Raw genomic sequence first — 17,380 nt, forward strand, 5'->3', positions numbered from 1 at the left:
GGCGGCGCGGGCGTCAGCGGGCCCGCGCCGCGGCCGCCACCGCCACCAGGTAGCGCTCGATCGCCAGGTGCTGCAGCAGCAGCGCCACCGGCCGGCCCAGCCGGGCGTACCAGGCGCTCAGCCGGGAGAAGGCGGTCACCTCGAACCACACCTCGCCGTGCTCGTCCAGCGAGACCACGAAGGACTCCTCGCCCCGCTCGGGGTGGCCCGGCAGCGTCCCGTACGCGAATCCGATCCGGTCCGGCTCGCGGACCGTCCAGACCACCCGGCAGGGGATCACCAGCCGGGGCAGCCGCAGGCCCGGCAGGCCGAGCCGGATCAGCACGGTGGCGCCGGGCTCGGCCGGGGCCGGCGGGTACACCGCGAAGCCCGTACCGAGCTGGCTGCCCCAGCCGAGCACGTGCCGGCCGGCCCGCTCCAGCACCTCGGGGCCGTGGCCCAGGTGCACCCGGCGGCGCAGGTGGGCGTAGCCGGGCGGCAGCGCGGCCTGCCGGGTCGCGCCGACCTCCGGGTAGCTGGGGGCGGTGGCGCGGGCCGCCCGCAGGCGGCGGCGGAGGTCGACGGGCATGGGGCAACGCTAGACCCGGGCGGGTGGCCGCTGACCGGCGCCCTCGGCACCGGCCGCCCCCCGCGGCCGCCCGTCCGCATCGCGGTACGCCGGCCGGTGCCGCCTTGCCCCGCGCCGACCGGCCGGAGTAGGAAGGCGGCATGAGTGACGAGACCCAGCAGATCTGCGCGGTACCGCCGGTCGACACCGTCCGGGCGTTGACCCACGACCCGGCGCTGACCGGCCCGCGGGCCGACTGCGTCCTGTGCGGCGAGCCCACCGAGCTGCCCGCCGACCAGCCCGGCACCACCCTGTGCCCGGTCTGCGCCTGGCAGGAGGCCCAGCGGATCGCCTGCTCCGGCTGAGCGGTCGTCCGGCCGGGCCGGTGCGTCACCGAGCCGTCGAGTCACCGAGTCACCGAGCCGTCGAGTCGTCGAGCCGTCGAGTCGTCGAGCGGCCGAGTTGTCGAGCGGATCGGCGGCCGCGGCGGGTCGTAGCCAGCCGTCAACCGATCGGCTGATGCCGCATCGAGCGGGACGGGCGATGCCGGGGCCCGCCCGGCGGCGGGATTCTCGGTGCATGGCAATCATCGAGGTGAACGGGCTGCGCAAGGCCTACGGCGGCCGGCCGGTGGTGGACGGGATCTCCTTCACGGTCGAGGAGGGGGAGATCTTCGGCATCCTCGGACCGAACGGCGCGGGCAAGACCACGACGGTGGAGTGCGTCGAGGGGCTGCGCGTGCCCGACGCCGGCACCGTCCGGGTGGCCGGGCTGGACCCGGTCGCCGACCACCGGCAGGTCACCGAACTGCTCGGCGCCCAGCTGCAGGAGAGCGAGCTGCAGTCCGCGCTGACCGTCCGGGAGGCACTGGAGCTCTACCGCGGCTGCTACCCGCGCCCGGCCGACTGGCGGCCGCTGGCCGAGCGGCTCGGCCTCACCGCGCACCTGGACACCCGCTTCGGCAAGCTCTCCGGCGGCCGGCGGCAGCGGCTGTTCATCGCGCTCGCGCTGATCGGCAACCCCAGGGTCGTGGTGCTCGACGAACTCACCACCGGGCTGGACCCGCGGGCCCGGCGCGACACCTGGGAACTGATCGAGGACGTCAGGGCCTCCGGGATGACCGTCCTGCTCGTCACCCACTTCATGGCCGAGGCCCAGCGCCTCTGCGACCGGGTCGCCCTGCTGGGCGCCGGCCGGGTCGTCGCGCTGGACACCCCGGCCGGCCTGATCGCGCGCAGCTCGGGGGCCACCGTGATCTCCTTCGTCCCGTCCCGCCCGCTGGACGAGCAGGAGCTGGCCCACCTGCCGGGGCTCACCGCCGTCGGGCACCAGGACGGCCGGCTGGTCGTCACCGGCAGTGACGAGACCGCGGACGCGACCGTCTCGCTGCTGGCCCGGCACGGGATCACCGCCCGGCACCTGCGGATCACCGACGCGTCCCTCGACGACGCCTTCCTCGACCTCACCGCCCAGGAGGCCTGAGATGACCGCCGCCCACCCTGCCTCGTCCGCCACCCCTGTCACGCCCGCCTTGTCCGCCCACCCTGCCGCACCTGCCGCACCTGTCACTTCCGCCGGTGCCGCCGGGCCCGGGCCCGCCGCCGGCCGGGTCACCGCCTCGGCCTGGCGGGCGGTGCTGCGGGCCGAGGCCCGCCTGTTCGGCCGCGAGCCGCTCGCCCTCTTCTGGATCGTGCTGTTCCCCGCCCTGCTGGTGACGATCCTCGGCCTGATCCCGGCCTTCCGGCAGCCGCAGGCCGAACTCGGCGGCCGCCGGGTGATCGACCTGTACGTGCCGGTGGCCGTGCTGCTCGCGCTGATCCTGTCCGGGCTGCAGGCGATGCCGCCCGTGCTGGCCGGCTACCGGGAGCGCGGCATCCTGCGCCGGATGTCGACCACGCCGGTGCGGCCGGGGGCGCTGCTGGCCGCGCAGATCCTGCTGCACGGCGCCGCCGCGCTGGGCTCGGCGGCGCTCTCGCTCACCGTGGGCCGGCTCGCCTTCGGCGTCGCCCTCCCGCGGCAGGCCCCCGGGTACCTGCTGGCGCTGCTCCTCGCCGCCCTCGCCGCGCTCGGGGCCGGCGCGGGCGTGGCCGCCCTCGTCCGGAACACCAAGGCCGCGAGCGCGGCGGCCGGGGCGGTGACCTTCCCGATGATGTTCGGCGCCGGGGTCTGGATCCCGGTCCAGGCGATGCCGCCCCTGCTGCGGGGCATCGTCTCCTGGACGCCCTTCGGGGCAGGGGCCCGGGCGCTGGGGCAGGCGGCCGCCGGTGACTGGCCGAGCTGGTCGCACCTGGGCGTCATGGCACTCTGGGCGGTGGTGCTGACCGGCACCGCGGCCCGCTGGTTCCGGTGGGCCTAGCACGGGGGAGAGGCGGGCGGATGGCTGTCGGGGTCGGGGTCGGGCTCGGGGGCGCCGGAACGGCGGCGGTGGAGCAGGGGTGGAACCGGTTCTTCCGGCGGGGGCCGTACGCCCTGCTGGGCACCGCGGTCGTGCTCGCCGTCGCCACCGGCCCGGTGCTGATGACCCGTGAGGAAGGCCTCGCCGCCGGGGTGCTGGTCGCCGCCGCCCTCACCCTGGAGGTGTGGTGGGGCCGCACCGCCGCGGGGCGGCCGGCCCTCGCCCCGGCCGGGCGCCTCCACTACGCCGTCCGGTTGCTGCTCGCCTTCGCCCTCACCTGGCTGAACCCCTTCTTCGCCGTCTACGCCGTGCTCGGCTACTTCGACGCGGCCCGGCTGCTGCCGCGCCGGGCCGCCCGGCTCGGTGAACTCGCCACCGCCGTGACCATGGCCGGCTCGCAGTCCGGCGGCCTGCCGCCCGCCACGGCGGAGAACTGGATCGCCTTCGGCGCGCTGTTCGCGCTCAACTCCTCGCTGGTGCTGGTCTTCGGCCGGCTGGCCGCCCGGGAGAAGGACAGCGCCGAGGCCCAGGCGGCCGCCATCACGGCGCTGGAGCGGGCCAATGCCCGGCTGGAGCAGGCGCTCGCCGAGAACGCCGGCCTGCACGCCCAACTCCTCGTCCAGGCCCGGGAGGCAGGTGTCGCCGACGAGCGCCGGCGGCTGGCCGCCGAGATCCACGACACCATCGCGCAGGGCCTGGCGGGCATCGTCACCCAGCTCCAGGCCGCCGCCGACAGCGCCGACCCGACGGCCGCCCGCGCCCATGCCGAGCGGGCCGCCGCGCTCGCCCGGGAGAGTCTCGGCGAGGCCCGGCGCTCGGTGCACGACCTCGCGCCGGGGCCGCTGGAACTGGGCACCCTGCCGCAGGCGCTGGCCGGGATCACCGACGCCTGGGCGGGCAGCACCGAGGTGCCCGCCACCTTCACCGTCACCGGCCGGCCCGAGCCGCTGCACCGGGAGGTCGAGGCCACCCTGCTGCGGATCGCGCAGGAGGCGCTGGCCAACGCGGCCCGGCACGCCCGGGCCGGGCGGGTCGGCGTCACCCTCTCCTACATGGACGACGAGGTGACCCTCGACGTACGGGACGACGGCTGCGGGTTCGACCCGTTCGCACCGCCCGACCCCGGGCCGGCCGGCGTGCCCCGGGCCGGCGGCTTCGGCCTGCGTGGCATGCGGGCCCGGGCCGAACGGATCGCCGGTACCGTCGACATCGAGTCGGAGCCCGGCGGCGGGACGGCGGTCTGTGCCCGCGTACCCTTGGTGCGCCATGGCTGAACACACCATCACCCTGCTGATCGTCGACGACCACCCCGTGGTCCGGGACGGACTGCGCGGCATGTTCGCCGCGGCCGCCGGCTTCCAGGTGCTGGGCGAGGCCGCCGACGGTGTCGAGGCGGTGCTGCTCGCCGGACAGCTGGACCCCGACGTGATCCTGATGGACCTTCGGATGCCCGGCGGCTCCGGCGTCCGGGCCATCGCCGAACTGACCCGCCGTGGGGCGCGTGCCAAGGTGCTGGTGCTGACCACCTACGACACCGACACCGACACCCTCCCGGCGATCGAGGCCGGTGCCACCGGCTACCTGCTCAAGGACGCGCCACGGGACGAGCTGTTCGGCGCCGTCCGGGCGGCGGCCGAGGGGCGGACGGTGCTGTCGCCGGCCATCGCCTCGCGGCTGGTCTCGCGGGTCAGGTCGCCCGGCAACGACGCGCTGAGCAGCCGCGAGCGCGAGGTGCTGCGGCTGGTCGCCAAGGGCACCTCGAACCGTGCGATCGCCGGGGTGCTGTTCATCAGCGAGGCCACCGTCAAGACCCATCTGACCCACATCTACGGCAAGTTGGGCGTCGGTGACCGGGCGGCGGCGGTCGCCGTCGGGTACGACCGGGGGATCCTCGGCTGAACCCCGGCCGGGCGGCCGGCGTTCAGGACCGGCCGGGCGTCCCGGTGTTCAGGGACCGGCCCGGCGTCCCGGGCCTCAGGCGTCCTCCCGGCCCACCAGGGACAGCGTCGAGCCGTGCCGGTTCTTCCGGACCAGCAGCTGGGCCGGGATCCGGGCGCGCAGATCGGCGACATGGCTGACGATGCCGACCGCGCGGTCGCGTTCGCGCAGACCGTCCAGCACGTCCATCACCTCCTCCAGCGCCTGCTCGTCCAGCGTGCCGAAGCCCTCGTCGATGAAGAGGGTGTCCAGCGGCATCCCGCCGGCCTCGTCCGTCACCACGTCGGCCAGACCGAGGGCCAGCGCGAGCGAGGCGAAGAAGCTCTCGCCGCCGGAGAGCGTCGCGGTGTCGCGCTCGGTGCCCGTCCAGGCGTCCACCACCCGCAGCGACAGGCCGGAGCGCTTGCCGCCGGACGTCCGGTCGTCGCTGTGCACCAGCGTGTACCGCCCGCCCGACATCCGGACCAGCCGGTCGCTAGCAGCCGCCGCCACCTGCTCCAGCCGGGCCGCCAGGACGTACGACTCCAGCCGCATCCGCAGCCGGTTCTCGCCGGAGGTGCCGGCGGCCAGCGCGGCCAGCCGGCTGATCCGGGCGTAGCCGTCCAGCACCGGGGCCAGCGAGGCGGCCAGTTCGGCCAGCCGCCGCCCGATCCGGGCCAGGTCCGCGCAGCGCTCGCGGGCTGCGTGCTGCGCCGCGGTGGCCCGCGCCAGCCGGTCGGTGGCCGCCTGCGCCGCCGCCCGGGCACCCGCCGGATCGGCCGGCGGGAGGGCGGCCGCCGCCACCAGCTCCGGCGCTGCGAGCAGCCGCTGAGCCGCCGACAGTTCGCTGTGGTGCCGCTCCAGCCGCTGCTGCAGCGCGGCGCGCTCGGCGGCCGGCAGCAGCACCGCGGCGGCCTCCCGGGCGCTCGGGAAACCGGCCGCGGCGGCCGCCCCGGCCAGCTCCTCCTCCGCCTCCTTCAACCGGGCGGCGGCCTGGGCGCCGGTGCGCGCGGCGGCCAGCAGCGCGGACACCGACCGGGCCAGGCCGGCCAGCGCGGCGGCCCGCTCGGCCACCGAAGCGGCCTCGCCACGGGCGGCCGCCACCTGCCGCGCCAGCTCCTGCCGCTCGGTGCGCACGGCCTCCAGCCGGGCCGTCCGGACGGCGCTCCGCTCGCCGGCCTCGCGCAGCCGGGACGCCTGCTCCGCCTGCTGTCGGGTGAGCCCCTCGATCCGTCCGGTCACCGCCCCGAGCGCGTCGGCCGCGCGCAGGGCGACGCGGTGCTCCTCGGCCAGCGCGGCCAGCGCGCCGTCCAGTTCCGCCGCGCTCTCCTCGCCCGCGGCGCCGGCCGCAGCCGCCTCCTGCACCCGCAGGGCGGTGAGGGACTGGTCGGCGACGGCCAGTCGCCGCTCGGCCTCGGCCTGCGCGGCCCTGGCCCGCTCCTCGTCCTCCGGCCGGACCTGGCCGCCGGCCGGCCGGGCCGGCGCCGGGTGCCCGGGCGAACCGCAGACCCGGCAGGCCTCGCCGGCCCGCAGCTGGGCGGCCAGCTCGGCCGCCATGCCGGCCAGCCGGCGCTCCCGGACGTCCTGGCCGTGCTCGCGGGCGTCCAGGAAGCGGCCGTGCAGGTCCAGCCGCTGTTCCTCGGCCCGGCCGATCTCCTCGCGCAGCCCGTCCCGGCGGCGGGCGGCGGCGAGCCGGCCGGTGACCTCCGCCCGGCGGGCGTCCACCTGCTCGACCTCGGCCGCGGCGGCCCGGGCCGCGGACTGCTCCTCCTGGAGGGCGGCGAACCTGCCCTCGAACCCGGCCAGCCACTCGGCCGCGTCCTCGGCCAGCTCCTCGGCGCGGCGCCGCTCGTCCTCCAGCGCCGTCTCCTCCCGGACCAGCTCGGCGCAGCGCCGCTCCTGGACCCCGGCGGCCTCCAGCCGCACCACCTCGGCGCGCAGCCGCAGTTCGGCGTGGGCCAGCTCCTCGGTCTCGGCCCGGGCCAGCAACGGGCCGGAGTCCGGCACCCCGGCCGGGTCGTCCCGGTCGCCGCGGCCCTGCCCGGCCGGGAAGCGGCCCAGGTTCTCGCGATGGCGGTGCTCCTCGCGCCGGGCGTCCTCGTACGCCCGCACGGCCGCGTCCCGCAGCCGCAGCACGGCCTCCACACCGACGGCGGCCTGCGCCGCCGCCAGCCGGTCGCGTTCGCCCGCCAGCGCGGCCTCCTGCTCGGTCAGCCGGGCGGCCTGCAGCACGGCCTCGCGGTGGCGCCGCTGGTGCTCCGCCAGCTCGCCCGCCGCGGCCTGCCGGTGCTGCGCCTCCTGGTGCCGCTCCCGGGCGCCGGCCAGCGCGCTCTCGGCCACGGCGAGCTGCTCGGCGGCCCCGCTGCGCAGGATCGCCGCCCAGGCGAGCACGCCGGCGGTGAGATCCGCCGAGGTGCCCGGTGCTTCGTCCTCGGCGGGCACCCAGTCGGCGGCGGGCTCGGCCGCCGGGCCGGCCGCCTGCTCGGCCTTGCTGACGAGGTCGCGCAGCCCGCGCCGGCCGGCCTGCACGGCGGCCTCCTGGGCCCGCCGCCGGTCCGCCAGCCAGCTCTCGACCTGCCCGAACCGACGGGTGTCGAACAGCCGGCCGAGCAGCTCGGCGCGCTGGGCGGCGTCCGCCCGCAGGAAGCGGGCGAAGTCGCCCTGCGGCAGCAGGACCACCTGGCAGAACTGCTCGCGGCTCATCCCGACCAGGCGGTGGATCTCCTCCCCGGTCTCCTGGTGCGACTTGCTGCCGGCCCGCCAGCCGGGAGTGCCGTCACCCGTGTCGGCCACCCACTCCCGCAGCAGGGTCTGGGCCCGCTCCTTGGTCAGTCCGCCGGCCTTGGTCTTCTTCGGGCGCAGCTGCTCCGGCAGCCGGACGATCTCCAGCCGGCGGCCGCCGAGGGTCAGCTCCAGCCGTACCTCGGTGAGCCGGTTCGGGTCGGCGTGGTCGCTGCGCAGCCGATTGGCGGTGCGGGCCCCCGGCACCTCGCCGTAGAGCGCGAAGCAGACCGCGTCCAGCACGCTGCTCTTGCCCGCGCCGGTGGCGCCGCGCAGCAGGAACAGGCCGCCGGAGGAGAGCGCGTCGAAGTCGACCCGCTCGGTGCCGGCGAACGGGCCGAAGGCGGTGACCGTCAGCTGGTGCAGTCTCATCGGGGCGGCTCCTGCCGGCGGTGGGGTGCGGGCGACCGGTGCGCCGGGGGAAGGCCGGCGGGTGCGGTCACGGCTGGTCCGCCCGCCGGTCGGCGCTCTCGCGGGTGCTCTCGAAGCCCTCGCGCAGCCAGCGCAGCTCGGTGTCGTCCGGTTCGGTGCCGGGCCGGACGTGCCGCACGAAGCCCTCGGCGATCTCCAGGTCGGTGCGCCCCCGGACCCGGGAGGCGTAGGACCGAGCCGGGCCCGTCCCGGTCTCGTCCGGGTCGAAGAGCAGCTGGAGGGTGTGCGGGAAGCGTCGGCGCAGCCGCTCCATCGGCTCGGCCGGGCGGCCCGGATCGGTCAGCGTGACCTGCACCCAGGACTGCTCGTGCCTGGTGTGGCGCGGGTCGGCCAGCAGGTCCTCCAGCCGCCCGCGCAGGCAGGCCAGCTCCCGGGGGACGGGCGTGTACGCGCGCTCGGCGGTCACCGAGCCGTCCGCCGCCAGGTCCACCAGCCACATCGACTTGCGGTGGTCCACCTCGGAGAACGAGTAGGCGAGCGGGGAGCCGCTGTAGCGCACGTGCGGGGCCAGGGTCTGGCAGCCGTGCAGGTGGCCCAGGGCGGCGTAGTGCACGCCGTCGAACACCGTCAGCGGGACGTTCGCCACCCCGCCGACGGCGATGTCGCGCTCGCTGTCGCTGGGCGCCCCGCCGGTCACGAAGGCGTGCGCCAGCACCACCGCGCGGGTGCCCGCCGGCCGGCCGGCCAGGTCCGCCCGGACCTGCTCCATCGCGGCGCCGAGGACGGCCGCGTGGCCCCCGCGCTCCAGCCCGAAGCTCTCGCGGACCAGTGCCGGCTCCAGGTACGGCAGCCCGTACACGGCCACCGGGCCGTGCTCGTCGGCCAGCAGGACCGGCGTGCCGCAGCCGGCCGGGTCGGTCCGCAGGTGGATGCCGGCCCGGTCGATCAGGCCGGCGCCGACGCCGAGCCGCCGGGCCGAGTCGTGGTTGCCGCTGATGAAGACGGTGGGCACGCCGAGCCCGGCGAGGCGGTGCAGGGCCTGGTCGAAGAGGGCGACCGCCTCCAGCCCGGGCAGCGCCCGGTCGTACACGTCGCCGGCCACCAGCACGGCCTGGACACGCTCCTCCCGGACCACGTCCACCAGGTGGTCGAGGAAGGCGCGCTGGGCGTCGTGCAGGCTCTCCCGGTGGAAGGAGCGCCCGAGGTGCCAGTCGGAGGTATGCAGCAGTCGCATGGTCCACGACCTTAACGGCAGGCACCGACAACTCGGGGCGGAACGGGCGCGGCCTCCCGCCCGCCGGCCCCGCCGGACCCTGCCCGTGGTCGCTCTCGGTGGATTGTCAGTGACGCTGTGTATGTTCTGGGCTGCCGGGCACCCGGGCCTTCCGGGCCGTCCGGCGACCGTGCCGCGCCCGTTCCGGCGGCATGCCCGGGCGTGCCGCCCGGGTGGACCCGAGGACAGAGGGAGGGCCATGTCCAAGCCCGTCCGGTACCGCCCGCAACCCGACCACCGCCGGCAGTCCGCCTGCCAGGGGCCCGAGGAACGGCTCCCCGCCCCCGGGAACCGCCGCCGCCTCGCGGACCCCCACGACTCCGAGACCCGTCACGACCCCGAGACCCGTCACTACCCCGGGGGCGGGAACGCCCCGGGGGGCGGCCGCCCGCCCGCGGCGCCCCGGGGCGGGCGGGCCCGGCGGGACGGGCGGGAGCGCCGTGACCGACGACACGGTCCGGGCCTCGCCGACCGGGGCCCCGGTCGCCCCGCGGACCGCGGCGGGCAGCCGGACCGGCCCGGGGTTCCGACGGGCGCCTGGCCCGCCGGGTACCCCGGGGCCGCCCGCGGGGGGACGGGTCGCCGGCCGGCCGGTCCCGGATCCGGTCACGGGGGCGGCCCCGGCACCCGCCCGCGTGGCCGGGGCGGCCCGCGCGGGGGTCCGCCGCCGCAGCCGGTCGCCCTGGCGGTGGCCGCCGACGCCGCCGACTTCGCCTGCCTCAGCCGGTACGGCATGTTCGGCCCTGGCACCTTCGAGGCGTACCTGCGGCGGACCGAGAGCCAGCTGCGGGCGCTCCGCGGCCAGGGCCTGGAGGTGCATCTGAGGGTCCTGGAGCCGGCGGACTTCGAGGACTTCTGCGAGGAGTTCGGCCTCGGCCCGGAGGAGCCGGCGGCCCGGGTCGCCTACGCCGCCGACCCGGAGCTGGCGGGGGAGCCCTTCGTGTACGCGGGCGAGCGCCTCGGCGAGCTGCTCCCGGCCCTGGTCGAGGACCACCGGGCCCGGATCCGGATCTCGATCGCCTGCTCGGCGCTGCTGGCCGCGCTGGAGGAGGACGAGCGGCCGGAGCCGAGGCTGACGGCGGTGCTGGGCCACGTCTCCGAGCTGTACCTGGCGCTGGCTGCCGGCGCCGGCGAGGGCTGCCACCTGCTGACCCTGCGCACGCACGGGCCGGAGGACGGCGAGGAGCTGACGGCGGCGGCCGAGGTCTGTGCCGAGGACGGGCGGCTCTTCGCCGGCGGGCGGGAGGCCGAGGCGTTCTGCGTGACGCTGGCGGCCGGCATCGCCGCCGACGGCGCGGGGGAGCTGCTGCTGCACAGCGTCCCGGCGGCGGGCCGGCCGCCCCTGGTCCGCGGGTGGCGGCTGGCGGCGGGGCGGCTCCGGCCGATGACGGTGCCCGAGGTGTTCGCCGCGCTGGCGGAGGACGCCGCCCGAGGGGTCGGGCTGCCGCAGGGCGTGGCCGCCCGGCCCGGCTTCGCCCTGCCCGGCCGGCCGGTGGCCTGCGAGCCGTCCCGCCCGGGTGCGGGTGGGCGCGGAGAGGCGGGTGGGGCCGGGGTCTGAGCACGGGACACGAGCGGAGCCGGCAGCCGGCGGCCGGGGCAGGCCGCCGCCCGGCCGGACCCGGGGCGTCCGTCGTCGGCCGTCCCGGGGCCCCGGCCTGCCCCCGCGCCTGCGCCGGGCGCGGGCCCGGAGGCTCCGGGCGGCCGTCGCCCGGTGCGTACGGTCGCCCAGGTGTCCCGGACGCGGCGCCCGGGTGGCCGGGCAGTGGAGTGGCGTGTACGCCACGCGGGAGCCGGGGGCTGTTCATCGACCGCCTGTTCGGGGAAGATTCGTGGAAGATCAACAGTCGGAGCGCGCGGCGGCCCCGTCCCGCCCGCTCCGCAGGCCCGTGCAGCACACCGGGACCGCGGACGGCCGCGGACCCGGCGGGCCCCGGCACCGGAGGGGGGACGAATGGGCCGCATCGAGTACAGCGTGGAGATCGCCGACCTGCTCGGCCGGGTACGGCGCCGGCCCCCCGCCGGCTGGCCCTGGCGGCCGGGCGAGCCGGTGCCGCCGGGGCTGACCGTCAAGCAGTCCTGGGGCTGGCTGTTCGCGCCGGACGGCCGGGTGCTGACGCTGGTGAACCCCCGGGACGGCATCGTCAGCCTGCCCGGTGGCTCGCTGGAGCCCGAGGACGACGGTGACCCGGGGGCCGCGCTGGCCCGCGAGGCGGGCGAGGAGGCGCAGGCCGTGATCGGGCCGCCGCACTACCTCGGCTACCTCTACGACCGGGTCGGATCCGCGAACGGCGGGCACGAATGCGCACGGGTCCGGATGGCGGCGGCGCTGCGCGCCGTCGGGCCGACCGTCCCCGACCCGGCCTCGGGCCGGCACTACCGCCGGCTGCTGGTCGCGCCGGGCCTCGCGGTCGAACTGCTCGGCTGGGGCCCGGCCGGTCTGCGCCAGGCGCGTGCCGCGGTGGCCACGGCCGTCGCGCGCCTCGGTGTCCCCGAGGCCGCCAACGAGGCCATCGAGGAGCTGCCGGTCCTCGGCGGACCGGTCTTCCCCCACGGGGGCTGAGTCGCGCCGGTGGACCGCCGCCGGGCCGGTTGACGTCCGATCGGTGCTCGACCGGCGCTCGATCGGTCCGAGCGGGTGGCCCGAGCCCGAGTCCGAGCCGGCCCGGAGCCCTCGGCCCCTTCCCCGTCCCCGGTCGCCCCCGCTCGTCGCCGGTCGCCCCCGCTCGTCGCCGTTCGTCCGTCCGGGCCACGGACGGCAGTTCGCGTCCCCGGCGGTGCGCGGTGCGGGCCCGTGCCGACGCGCCGAGGGCGGGCGCGCCGCTGACGGCGGCCCTGAGCAGGTCAGTTCCCTTGTGGAGGGGCCCGGTTCACCGGTTCGTCGTAAGACGGTCCGTCAATATCTTTGGCATGAGCGCTTCCTCTACACGCTACCGCCTGGTATCACAACTGTGACCCTTGTCACTCACGTGGAGGTGCCATGCGCCCCGCTCGTGCAATGTCCGTCGCCACAATGGCGGTTCTCCTCACCCTGGCCAGCCTTTTCGTCGCCTCGCCCGCCAGTGCCGCGGGGGTGCGCTACGCCGCCCTCGGTGACTCCTACTCCGCCGGTGTGGGGGCCGGCAGCTACACGAGCGAGAGCGGCAGCTGCAAGCGCAGCACCAACTCGTACCCCTACCTCTGGAAGAACGCCCACGCGCCCTCGGCCTTCGCCTTCGTCGCCTGTTCGGGTGCGAGAACCGGTGATGTCCTGAACAACCAGCTGTCCGTCCTGGACGCGAACACCACGCTGGTCAGCATCAGCATCGGCGGCAACGATGCGGGCTTCGCGAGCACCATGCAGACCTGCGTGCTCGACTCCGAGACGGCCTGCCTGAACGCGGTGGCCGCCGCCAAGAGCTACGCGACCAACACGCTGCCGGCCCAGCTCGACAACGTCTACGCCCAGATCCACGCCAAGGCGCCCAACGCGCACGTGGTCGTGCTCGGCTACCCGCACCTCTACAAGATCGGCGGCAGCTGCATCTTCGGGATCGGGGACACCAAGCGGGCCGCGATCAACGGCGCGGCGGACACCCTGGCCGACGTGACCGCCAAGCGGGCGGCGAACGCCGGCTTCAGCTACGCCGACGTGCGGAGCGCGTTCACCGGCCACGAGATCTGCGCGAGCGGCACGGTGTGGCTGAACAGCACGGTGCTCCCGGTCGACGAGAGCTACCACCCGAAGGCGGCCGGACAGTCCGGGGGCTACCTCCCGGTGTTCTCCGCGGCTGCCTGACCGGAGCGGCCCGTCAGAAGTACTGCCGCGCCGGTGATCCGGCCGGCGGCCGAACCACCCGGGACACGCCCCGGCCCCCGTCGGCGGTCCCTCCCAGGGGGACGCGCAGGCGGGGGCCGGAGCGCCGGGCGGGGCGGCCACCCGGTGCGGGCGGCCGCCGCGCCGTCAGTGCAGGTACTCGGTGAGTCCGGCCGGCCGCAGGCCCGCGTCCCGGGCCGCCGTCAGGGCCCGCTGGAGGTCGCCCGCGAGGGTGTCGGTGAAATGCATCAGCACCACGTCGCCGGCCTGCAGCGGACCGCCGTGCCACACGTTGGAGGCGCCCCAGCTGAAGTCCGCGGTCGCCGTCACGACGGTGCGGATGCCGCAGTTGGCGGCGGCCTGCAGGGTGTCGGCGTTCCAGGCGAGGTACGGCGGGCGGAACACCGTGGTGGGCGTCCCGTAGACGCGGGCGGCCGCGTCCCGGGCGTCGCAGATCTCGGCCTGCTGCTCGGCGAGCGGGAGGGTGCTGAGGTCCCGGTGCGAGACGCTGTGGTTCTGCACCGAGGAGCCGGGCACGGAGGTCACCCGCTTGAAGAAGTCAGGCTCGAAGCCGGACGGCATCGGCAGCGGGAAGGCCGTGATCGGCAGCTTGTTGGCGGCGATGAACTGTTCCGCCTCCGGGGTGCGCTGCCAGCCGTCGTCGATGGTGAAGAAGACCACGTCGTCGGTGGTCGGGACGTTCCAGGTGGCCCAGGCCGGCGCGGGGGCAGGACCGTCGACGCGCACGTCGTCCGCCCCGAACGGCCCCTGGCCGTACCAGCCGTGCAGGTAGAGCCGGACGGAGGTGACACCCGCGCCGGTGGTGAAGCCGGTGGTCAGCCGCTGCCACTGGCCGCCGGTGTTCTCGACCCAGGACGGCGCCACGTCGTGGCCGGTACCGGTCGCCCCGAGGAACACGTACGCGCCGCGGACCCAGGCGGAGACCGTGTACGTGGTGCCGGGGAGCACCGCGACGGTCTGGGCGCACTCGCCGGTGGAGTCGCCGGTGGCCGGGGTGACGGACAGCGCGGAGTCACCGGTGTGCGCCTGGCCGGTGGTGACGGCGGCCTCGCCGGCGCCGCAGCTCCAGCCGGGGATCGCGCCCCAGTCGGCGAGCGGGAGGGCCGGGATCTCGAATCCCGGGTTGGTGGCCAGGTTGACGGTGGGGGCGGGCTCGGCCGAGGCCTGGGCGGTGGGCACGGCGAGTCCGAGGGCGGCGAGGGCCGCGCTCGCGGCGCACGCCGCGAGACGACGCAGGGGTCTGGACACCGGAGTTCTCCTGTGTGGGGGATGCGCCGTTCAGCGGCGCGCGTAACAGGGGGACGCTCCCCGAGGGGTGGGAGCCGTGGCGTGCCGCACTCAGGCCGTGGCAAACAATGGACTGGACCAGACGGTCCGTCAAGAGCCGGACGCAGGGCGTGACAGCGACCCGCGGGTAGCCCGAGGGCAGGGCCGCGGGAAGGCCGGTCGGTGCCGCCCCGTCGCCTGCCCGGACGGATCAACGGGTGCCCGGTGCTTCCACCGGCCGCTCCGGGGGCGGAGAATGAGGGGACGTCGTCCCGTAGGAGGTCAAGGTGTTCCGCCGCTGGTGGTTCATCGGCCTGCTGAGCGGCCGGGCGGACCCGCGCCCGGCGCGCGGCGGGCGTGTCCCCAAGGAGCGGCAGGAGCTGGTGCTCCGCGAGTGGGAGGTGCTGCGCGAGCGGCTGGCGGGGTTCGCCGCCGAGCGGGTCGCGACGGCGGGCGAGGTCTTCCGGGCCGCCGAGCTGGACCTGCCGCCGGAGGAGGGCGCGGCCCGGCGGGAGTACCTCTGGGCGCTGGACGCCTACCAGGCCGCCGGGAAGCTGCTGGACGAGGCGGGGGACCTGCCCGACCTGACGGCGGCGGTGGTACTGGCCGAGCGCGCGGTGGAGCGGCTCGCCGCCGCCCATGCCGCGCACGCCGGCCGCCGGCCCGGCCCGCCGGTGCTGCGCTGCTTCTACAACCCCCTGCACGGCGCCGTGCCGCCCGCCCCGCCCAAGCAGTCGAACCGGGCGCGCCGGCGCCCCCGGCTGGGGGCCCTGGAGGCGGCGGCCGACCGCAGGCCCGCCTGCGCCGCCTGCCGCCGGGCCATCCTGGCCGGGCAACTCCCCGACGTCCTGCCCGCGCTGCTCCCGGCCGGCGCCACCGGGCGCCGCTCGCCGGGGGTGCTGGTGCCGTACTACACCGTCCCGCAGCAGTGGTCGCCGTGGTCCGCCACGGCCTGCGGCGCGTACGGGGAGGAGGGGCCCGCCCTGGTCCTGCGCGGGGAGCACCGCCGCCGTGCCCCGCGCGGCCGCCGCACCGGCCCGGGCGCCGCCCGCCGGCCTGACTGACCGCCTCCCCGCCGGGCCGCCGACCGTGCGCGGTCGGCGGACGGGACGCCCCCGTTCCGGGGGCCGCCCCCGGGAGCCGCTCGCCGGGCCGGCCGGTCAGGGCGAGTACAGCTCCTCGATGTCCTCCGCGTACCGCTCGGTGATCGCCGCCCGGCGCAGCTTCAGCGAAGGGGTCATCAGGCCCAGCTCCAGGCTGAACTCATGGGGGAGCAGCCGGAAGGCGCGGATCGACTCGGCGCGCGAGACGGCGGTGTTGGCGGCGGCCACGGCCCGCTGGATCTCGGCGTGCAGCTCCTCGTCGGCGAGCACGCCCCACTCGTCCAGCTGCTCGCGGCCGTGGGTCTTCAGCCAGTGCGCCAGGGCCGGGCCGTCCAGGGTGATCAGCGCCGCGACGTACGGGCGGTCGTCGCCGACCACCAGGCACTGGGAGACCAGCGGGTGGGCCTGGACGCGCTCCTCCAGGCTGCTCGGGGCGAGGTTCTTGCCGCTGCTGGTGACGATCAGGTCCTTCTTGCGGCCGACGATGCTGAGGTAGCCGTCCTCGTCGAGGTGGCCGAGGTCCCCGGTGGCCAGCCAGCCGTCGTAGAGCGCCTCGGCGGTACATCGCGGGTGGTTGAGGTAGCCGCCGAAGACCATCGGGCCGCGCACCCACACCTCGCCGTCGTCGGCGATCGACACCGCGGCGCCCGGCAGCGGGAGCCCGACCGTGCCGAACTTGGCCCGGCCGGGCGGGTTGGCGGTGACCGCCGCCGAGGTCTCGGTCAGGCCGTAGCCCTCGTAGAGGGTCATCCCGGCGCCGGCGAAGAACAGCCCGAGGTCCCGGCTGAGGGTGGACCCGCCGGACATCAGGTTGCGGACCCGGCCGCCGAGCACCGCCCGCAGCCGCTGGTAGACCGTCCGGTCGTAGGCGGCGTGCCGCAGCCGCAGCCGGGGGCCCGGGCCGGGCCCGTGCCCGAGCGCCTTCTGCTCCCGGGCAGCGGCCCACTCGACGGCCACCCGGGCGGCCTGCTCGAAGAGTTCGGCCCGCCCGGCCTCCTCGGCCGCCCGCCGGGCCTGCTGGTAGATCTTCTCCAGCATGTAGGGCACGGCGATCAGCACGCTGGGCCGGTAGCCCGCCAGCGCGGGGAGCAGGGCGTCGGTGCTGATCTCCGCCAGGTGCCCGAGCCGGATGCCGCCGCGGACGGCAGCGATCTGCGCGACCCGCCCGTACACATGGGCCATCGGCAGGAAGAGCAGGGTGGACGGCGGCTCGGAGCCGGAGTCCTGGAAGACCTCGTGCCAGCCGTCGAGCAGGGTGTCCGCCTCGACGGCCAGGTTGCCGTGGGTGAGCAGGCAGCCCTTGGGGCGGCCGGTGGTGCCCGAGGTGTAGATGACGGTGGCGATGGTGTCGGGGGTGACGCCGAGGCGCTGGCGGTGCACCAGCGAGTCGGGCACGCCCCGGCCGTCCTCGGTGATGGCCCGGACGCAGTCCTGGTCGAGCTGCCAGATCCCGTTCAGGTCGGGCAGCGCGTCGCAGACCGCGCCGACGGTCATCGCGTGGTCCTCGTCCTCGACCACGCAGGCCACCGCCTGCGTCTCGGCGAGGATCCAGCGGACCTGCTCGGCGGCCGAGGTGGGGTAGACCGGGACGGAGATCGCGCCGACGGACCAGAGCGCGTAGTCGAACAGGGTCCACTCGTAGCGGGTGCGGGACATCAGGGCGACCCGGTCGCCGTACCGCACGCCGCGGGTGAGCAGGCCCTTGGCGAGGGCGAGCACCTGGTCCCGGAAGTCGGCGGCGGTCACCTCGTGCCACTGCTCGGAGCCGGCCGGGCGGCGGGCCAGCTGGATCAGTGCGGGGGTGCGTTCGGCGGTGTCGTAGAGCGAGTCGGCGAGTCCGCCGGAGGCGGTGGCGGGCGCGGCGGTGCTGGTGGACTCGCGCACGTTCCCCCCGATTTCCGTGACGGCTGCG

Annotated in this window: 14 protein-coding genes; 9 read left to right on the forward strand and 5 right to left on the reverse strand. The window is 76.8% G+C overall.

Going from position 1 to position 17,380, the window contains the following annotated elements:
• Positions 1-13: 13 nt before the first annotated feature.
• Positions 14-568, reverse strand: coding sequence for a DUF1990 domain-containing protein (locus J2S46_RS31270; RefSeq protein ID WP_191287897.1), 555 nt, complete (start codon positions 566-568; stop codon positions 14-16).
• Positions 569-708: 140 nt separating this feature from the next.
• Between J2S46_RS31270 and J2S46_RS31275 the strand changes: the two genes are divergently transcribed.
• From J2S46_RS31275 to J2S46_RS31295, 5 genes are all read left to right on the forward strand, one after another.
• On the forward strand, positions 709-912 hold the full coding sequence (locus tag J2S46_RS31275) for a hypothetical protein (protein ID WP_073922650.1): 204 nt from the start codon (positions 709-711) through the stop codon (positions 910-912).
• A gap of 214 nt (positions 913-1,126) precedes the next feature.
• The gene (locus tag J2S46_RS31280; RefSeq protein WP_191287898.1) at positions 1,127-2,029 is read left to right on the forward strand and encodes an ABC transporter ATP-binding protein; all 903 of its coding nucleotides are present in this window, start codon (positions 1,127-1,129) and stop codon (positions 2,027-2,029) included.
• 1 nt (position 2,030) lies between these two features.
• Complete coding sequence (locus J2S46_RS31285; RefSeq protein WP_191287899.1) at positions 2,031-2,903, forward strand: ABC transporter permease; 873 nt, start codon at positions 2,031-2,033, stop codon at positions 2,901-2,903.
• A 20-nt stretch (positions 2,904-2,923) separates the two neighbouring features.
• Entirely contained in the window at positions 2,924-4,216 is a 1,293-nt protein-coding gene (locus tag J2S46_RS31290; RefSeq protein WP_191287900.1) for a sensor histidine kinase, read from the forward strand.
• The gene (locus J2S46_RS31295) at positions 4,209-4,841 is read left to right on the forward strand and encodes a response regulator (RefSeq protein WP_191287901.1); all 633 of its coding nucleotides are present in this window, start codon (positions 4,209-4,211) and stop codon (positions 4,839-4,841) included. The genes J2S46_RS31290 and J2S46_RS31295 overlap by 8 nt, the downstream gene beginning before the upstream one ends.
• Positions 4,842-4,916: 75 nt before the next feature.
• Here J2S46_RS31295 and J2S46_RS31300 read toward each other — a convergent pair whose 3' ends face one another.
• A complete protein-coding gene (locus J2S46_RS31300) occupies positions 4,917-8,012 on the reverse strand; it encodes an AAA family ATPase (RefSeq protein WP_191287902.1) in 3,096 nt (1,031 codons plus the stop codon).
• A gap of 67 nt (positions 8,013-8,079) precedes the next feature.
• Positions 8,080-9,246: an exonuclease SbcCD subunit D gene (locus J2S46_RS31305; RefSeq protein WP_191287903.1), complete on the reverse strand. Its 1,167-nt coding sequence runs from the start codon at positions 9,244-9,246 to the stop codon at positions 8,080-8,082.
• Positions 9,247-9,484: 238 nt separating this feature from the next.
• On the opposite strand from J2S46_RS31305, the gene J2S46_RS41105 reads away from it, so the two are divergent.
• The 3 genes from J2S46_RS41105 (at position 9,485) to J2S46_RS31320 (ending at position 13,060) form a co-directional block, all read left to right on the forward strand.
• Positions 9,485-10,843 carry a DUF8829 domain-containing protein gene (locus J2S46_RS41105; protein ID WP_503129177.1) on the forward strand — a complete coding sequence of 453 codons (1,359 nt, stop codon included), beginning with the start codon at positions 9,485-9,487 and terminating at the stop codon, positions 10,841-10,843.
• Positions 10,844-11,236: 393 nt separating this feature from the next.
• Positions 11,237-11,845: an NUDIX hydrolase gene (locus J2S46_RS31315; protein WP_073922643.1), complete on the forward strand. Its 609-nt coding sequence runs from the start codon at positions 11,237-11,239 to the stop codon at positions 11,843-11,845.
• 417 nt (positions 11,846-12,262) lie between these two features.
• Entirely contained in the window at positions 12,263-13,060 is a 798-nt protein-coding gene (locus J2S46_RS31320) for an SGNH/GDSL hydrolase family protein (protein ID WP_191287905.1), read from the forward strand.
• A gap of 165 nt (positions 13,061-13,225) precedes the next feature.
• Here the strand turns inward: J2S46_RS31320 and J2S46_RS31325 are convergent, their stop codons facing one another.
• On the reverse strand, positions 13,226-14,347 hold the full coding sequence (locus J2S46_RS31325; RefSeq protein ID WP_191287906.1) for a polysaccharide deacetylase family protein: 1,122 nt from the start codon (positions 14,345-14,347) through the stop codon (positions 13,226-13,228).
• A 305-nt stretch (positions 14,348-14,652) separates the two neighbouring features.
• Here J2S46_RS31325 and J2S46_RS31330 point away from each other — a divergent pair, with 305 nt between their 5' ends.
• Entirely contained in the window at positions 14,653-15,429 is a 777-nt protein-coding gene (locus J2S46_RS31330; RefSeq protein ID WP_191287907.1) for a hypothetical protein, read from the forward strand.
• Between the two features lie 96 nt (positions 15,430-15,525).
• Here the strand turns inward: J2S46_RS31330 and J2S46_RS31335 are convergent, their stop codons facing one another.
• Positions 15,526-17,352 (reverse strand): AMP-dependent synthetase/ligase, encoded by a 1,827-nt coding sequence (locus J2S46_RS31335; protein ID WP_191287908.1) that lies wholly within the window; start codon positions 17,350-17,352, stop codon positions 15,526-15,528.
• Positions 17,353-17,380 lie beyond the last annotated feature (28 nt).

It is taken from the genome of Kitasatospora herbaricolor (assembly GCF_030813695.1).
GTDB classification, from domain to species: domain Bacteria; phylum Actinomycetota; class Actinomycetes; order Streptomycetales; family Streptomycetaceae; genus Kitasatospora; species Kitasatospora herbaricolor.

Coding starts and splice junctions, on each gene's coding strand:
- J2S46_RS31305 (WP_191287903.1), bottom strand. CDS start 9,246: ATGCGACTGCTGCATACCTCCGACTGGCACCTCGGGCGCTCCTTCCAC.
- J2S46_RS31295 (WP_191287901.1), top strand. CDS start 4,209: ATGGCTGAACACACCATCACCCTGCTGATCGTCGACGACCACCCCGTG.
- J2S46_RS31300 (WP_191287902.1), bottom strand. CDS start 8,012: ATGAGACTGCACCAGCTGACGGTCACCGCCTTCGGCCCGTTCGCCGGC.
- J2S46_RS31280 (WP_191287898.1), top strand. CDS start 1,127: ATGGCAATCATCGAGGTGAACGGGCTGCGCAAGGCCTACGGCGGCCGG.
- J2S46_RS31270 (WP_191287897.1), bottom strand. CDS start 568: ATGCCCGTCGACCTCCGCCGCCGCCTGCGGGCGGCCCGCGCCACCGCC.
- J2S46_RS31275 (WP_073922650.1), top strand. CDS start 709: ATGAGTGACGAGACCCAGCAGATCTGCGCGGTACCGCCGGTCGACACC.
- J2S46_RS31285 (WP_191287899.1), top strand. CDS start 2,031: ATGACCGCCGCCCACCCTGCCTCGTCCGCCACCCCTGTCACGCCCGCC.
- J2S46_RS31315 (WP_073922643.1), top strand. CDS start 11,237: ATGGGCCGCATCGAGTACAGCGTGGAGATCGCCGACCTGCTCGGCCGG.
- J2S46_RS31290 (WP_191287900.1), top strand. CDS start 2,924: ATGGCTGTCGGGGTCGGGGTCGGGCTCGGGGGCGCCGGAACGGCGGCG.
- J2S46_RS41105 (WP_503129177.1), top strand. CDS start 9,485: ATGTCCAAGCCCGTCCGGTACCGCCCGCAACCCGACCACCGCCGGCAG.
- J2S46_RS31320 (WP_191287905.1), top strand. CDS start 12,263: ATGCGCCCCGCTCGTGCAATGTCCGTCGCCACAATGGCGGTTCTCCTC.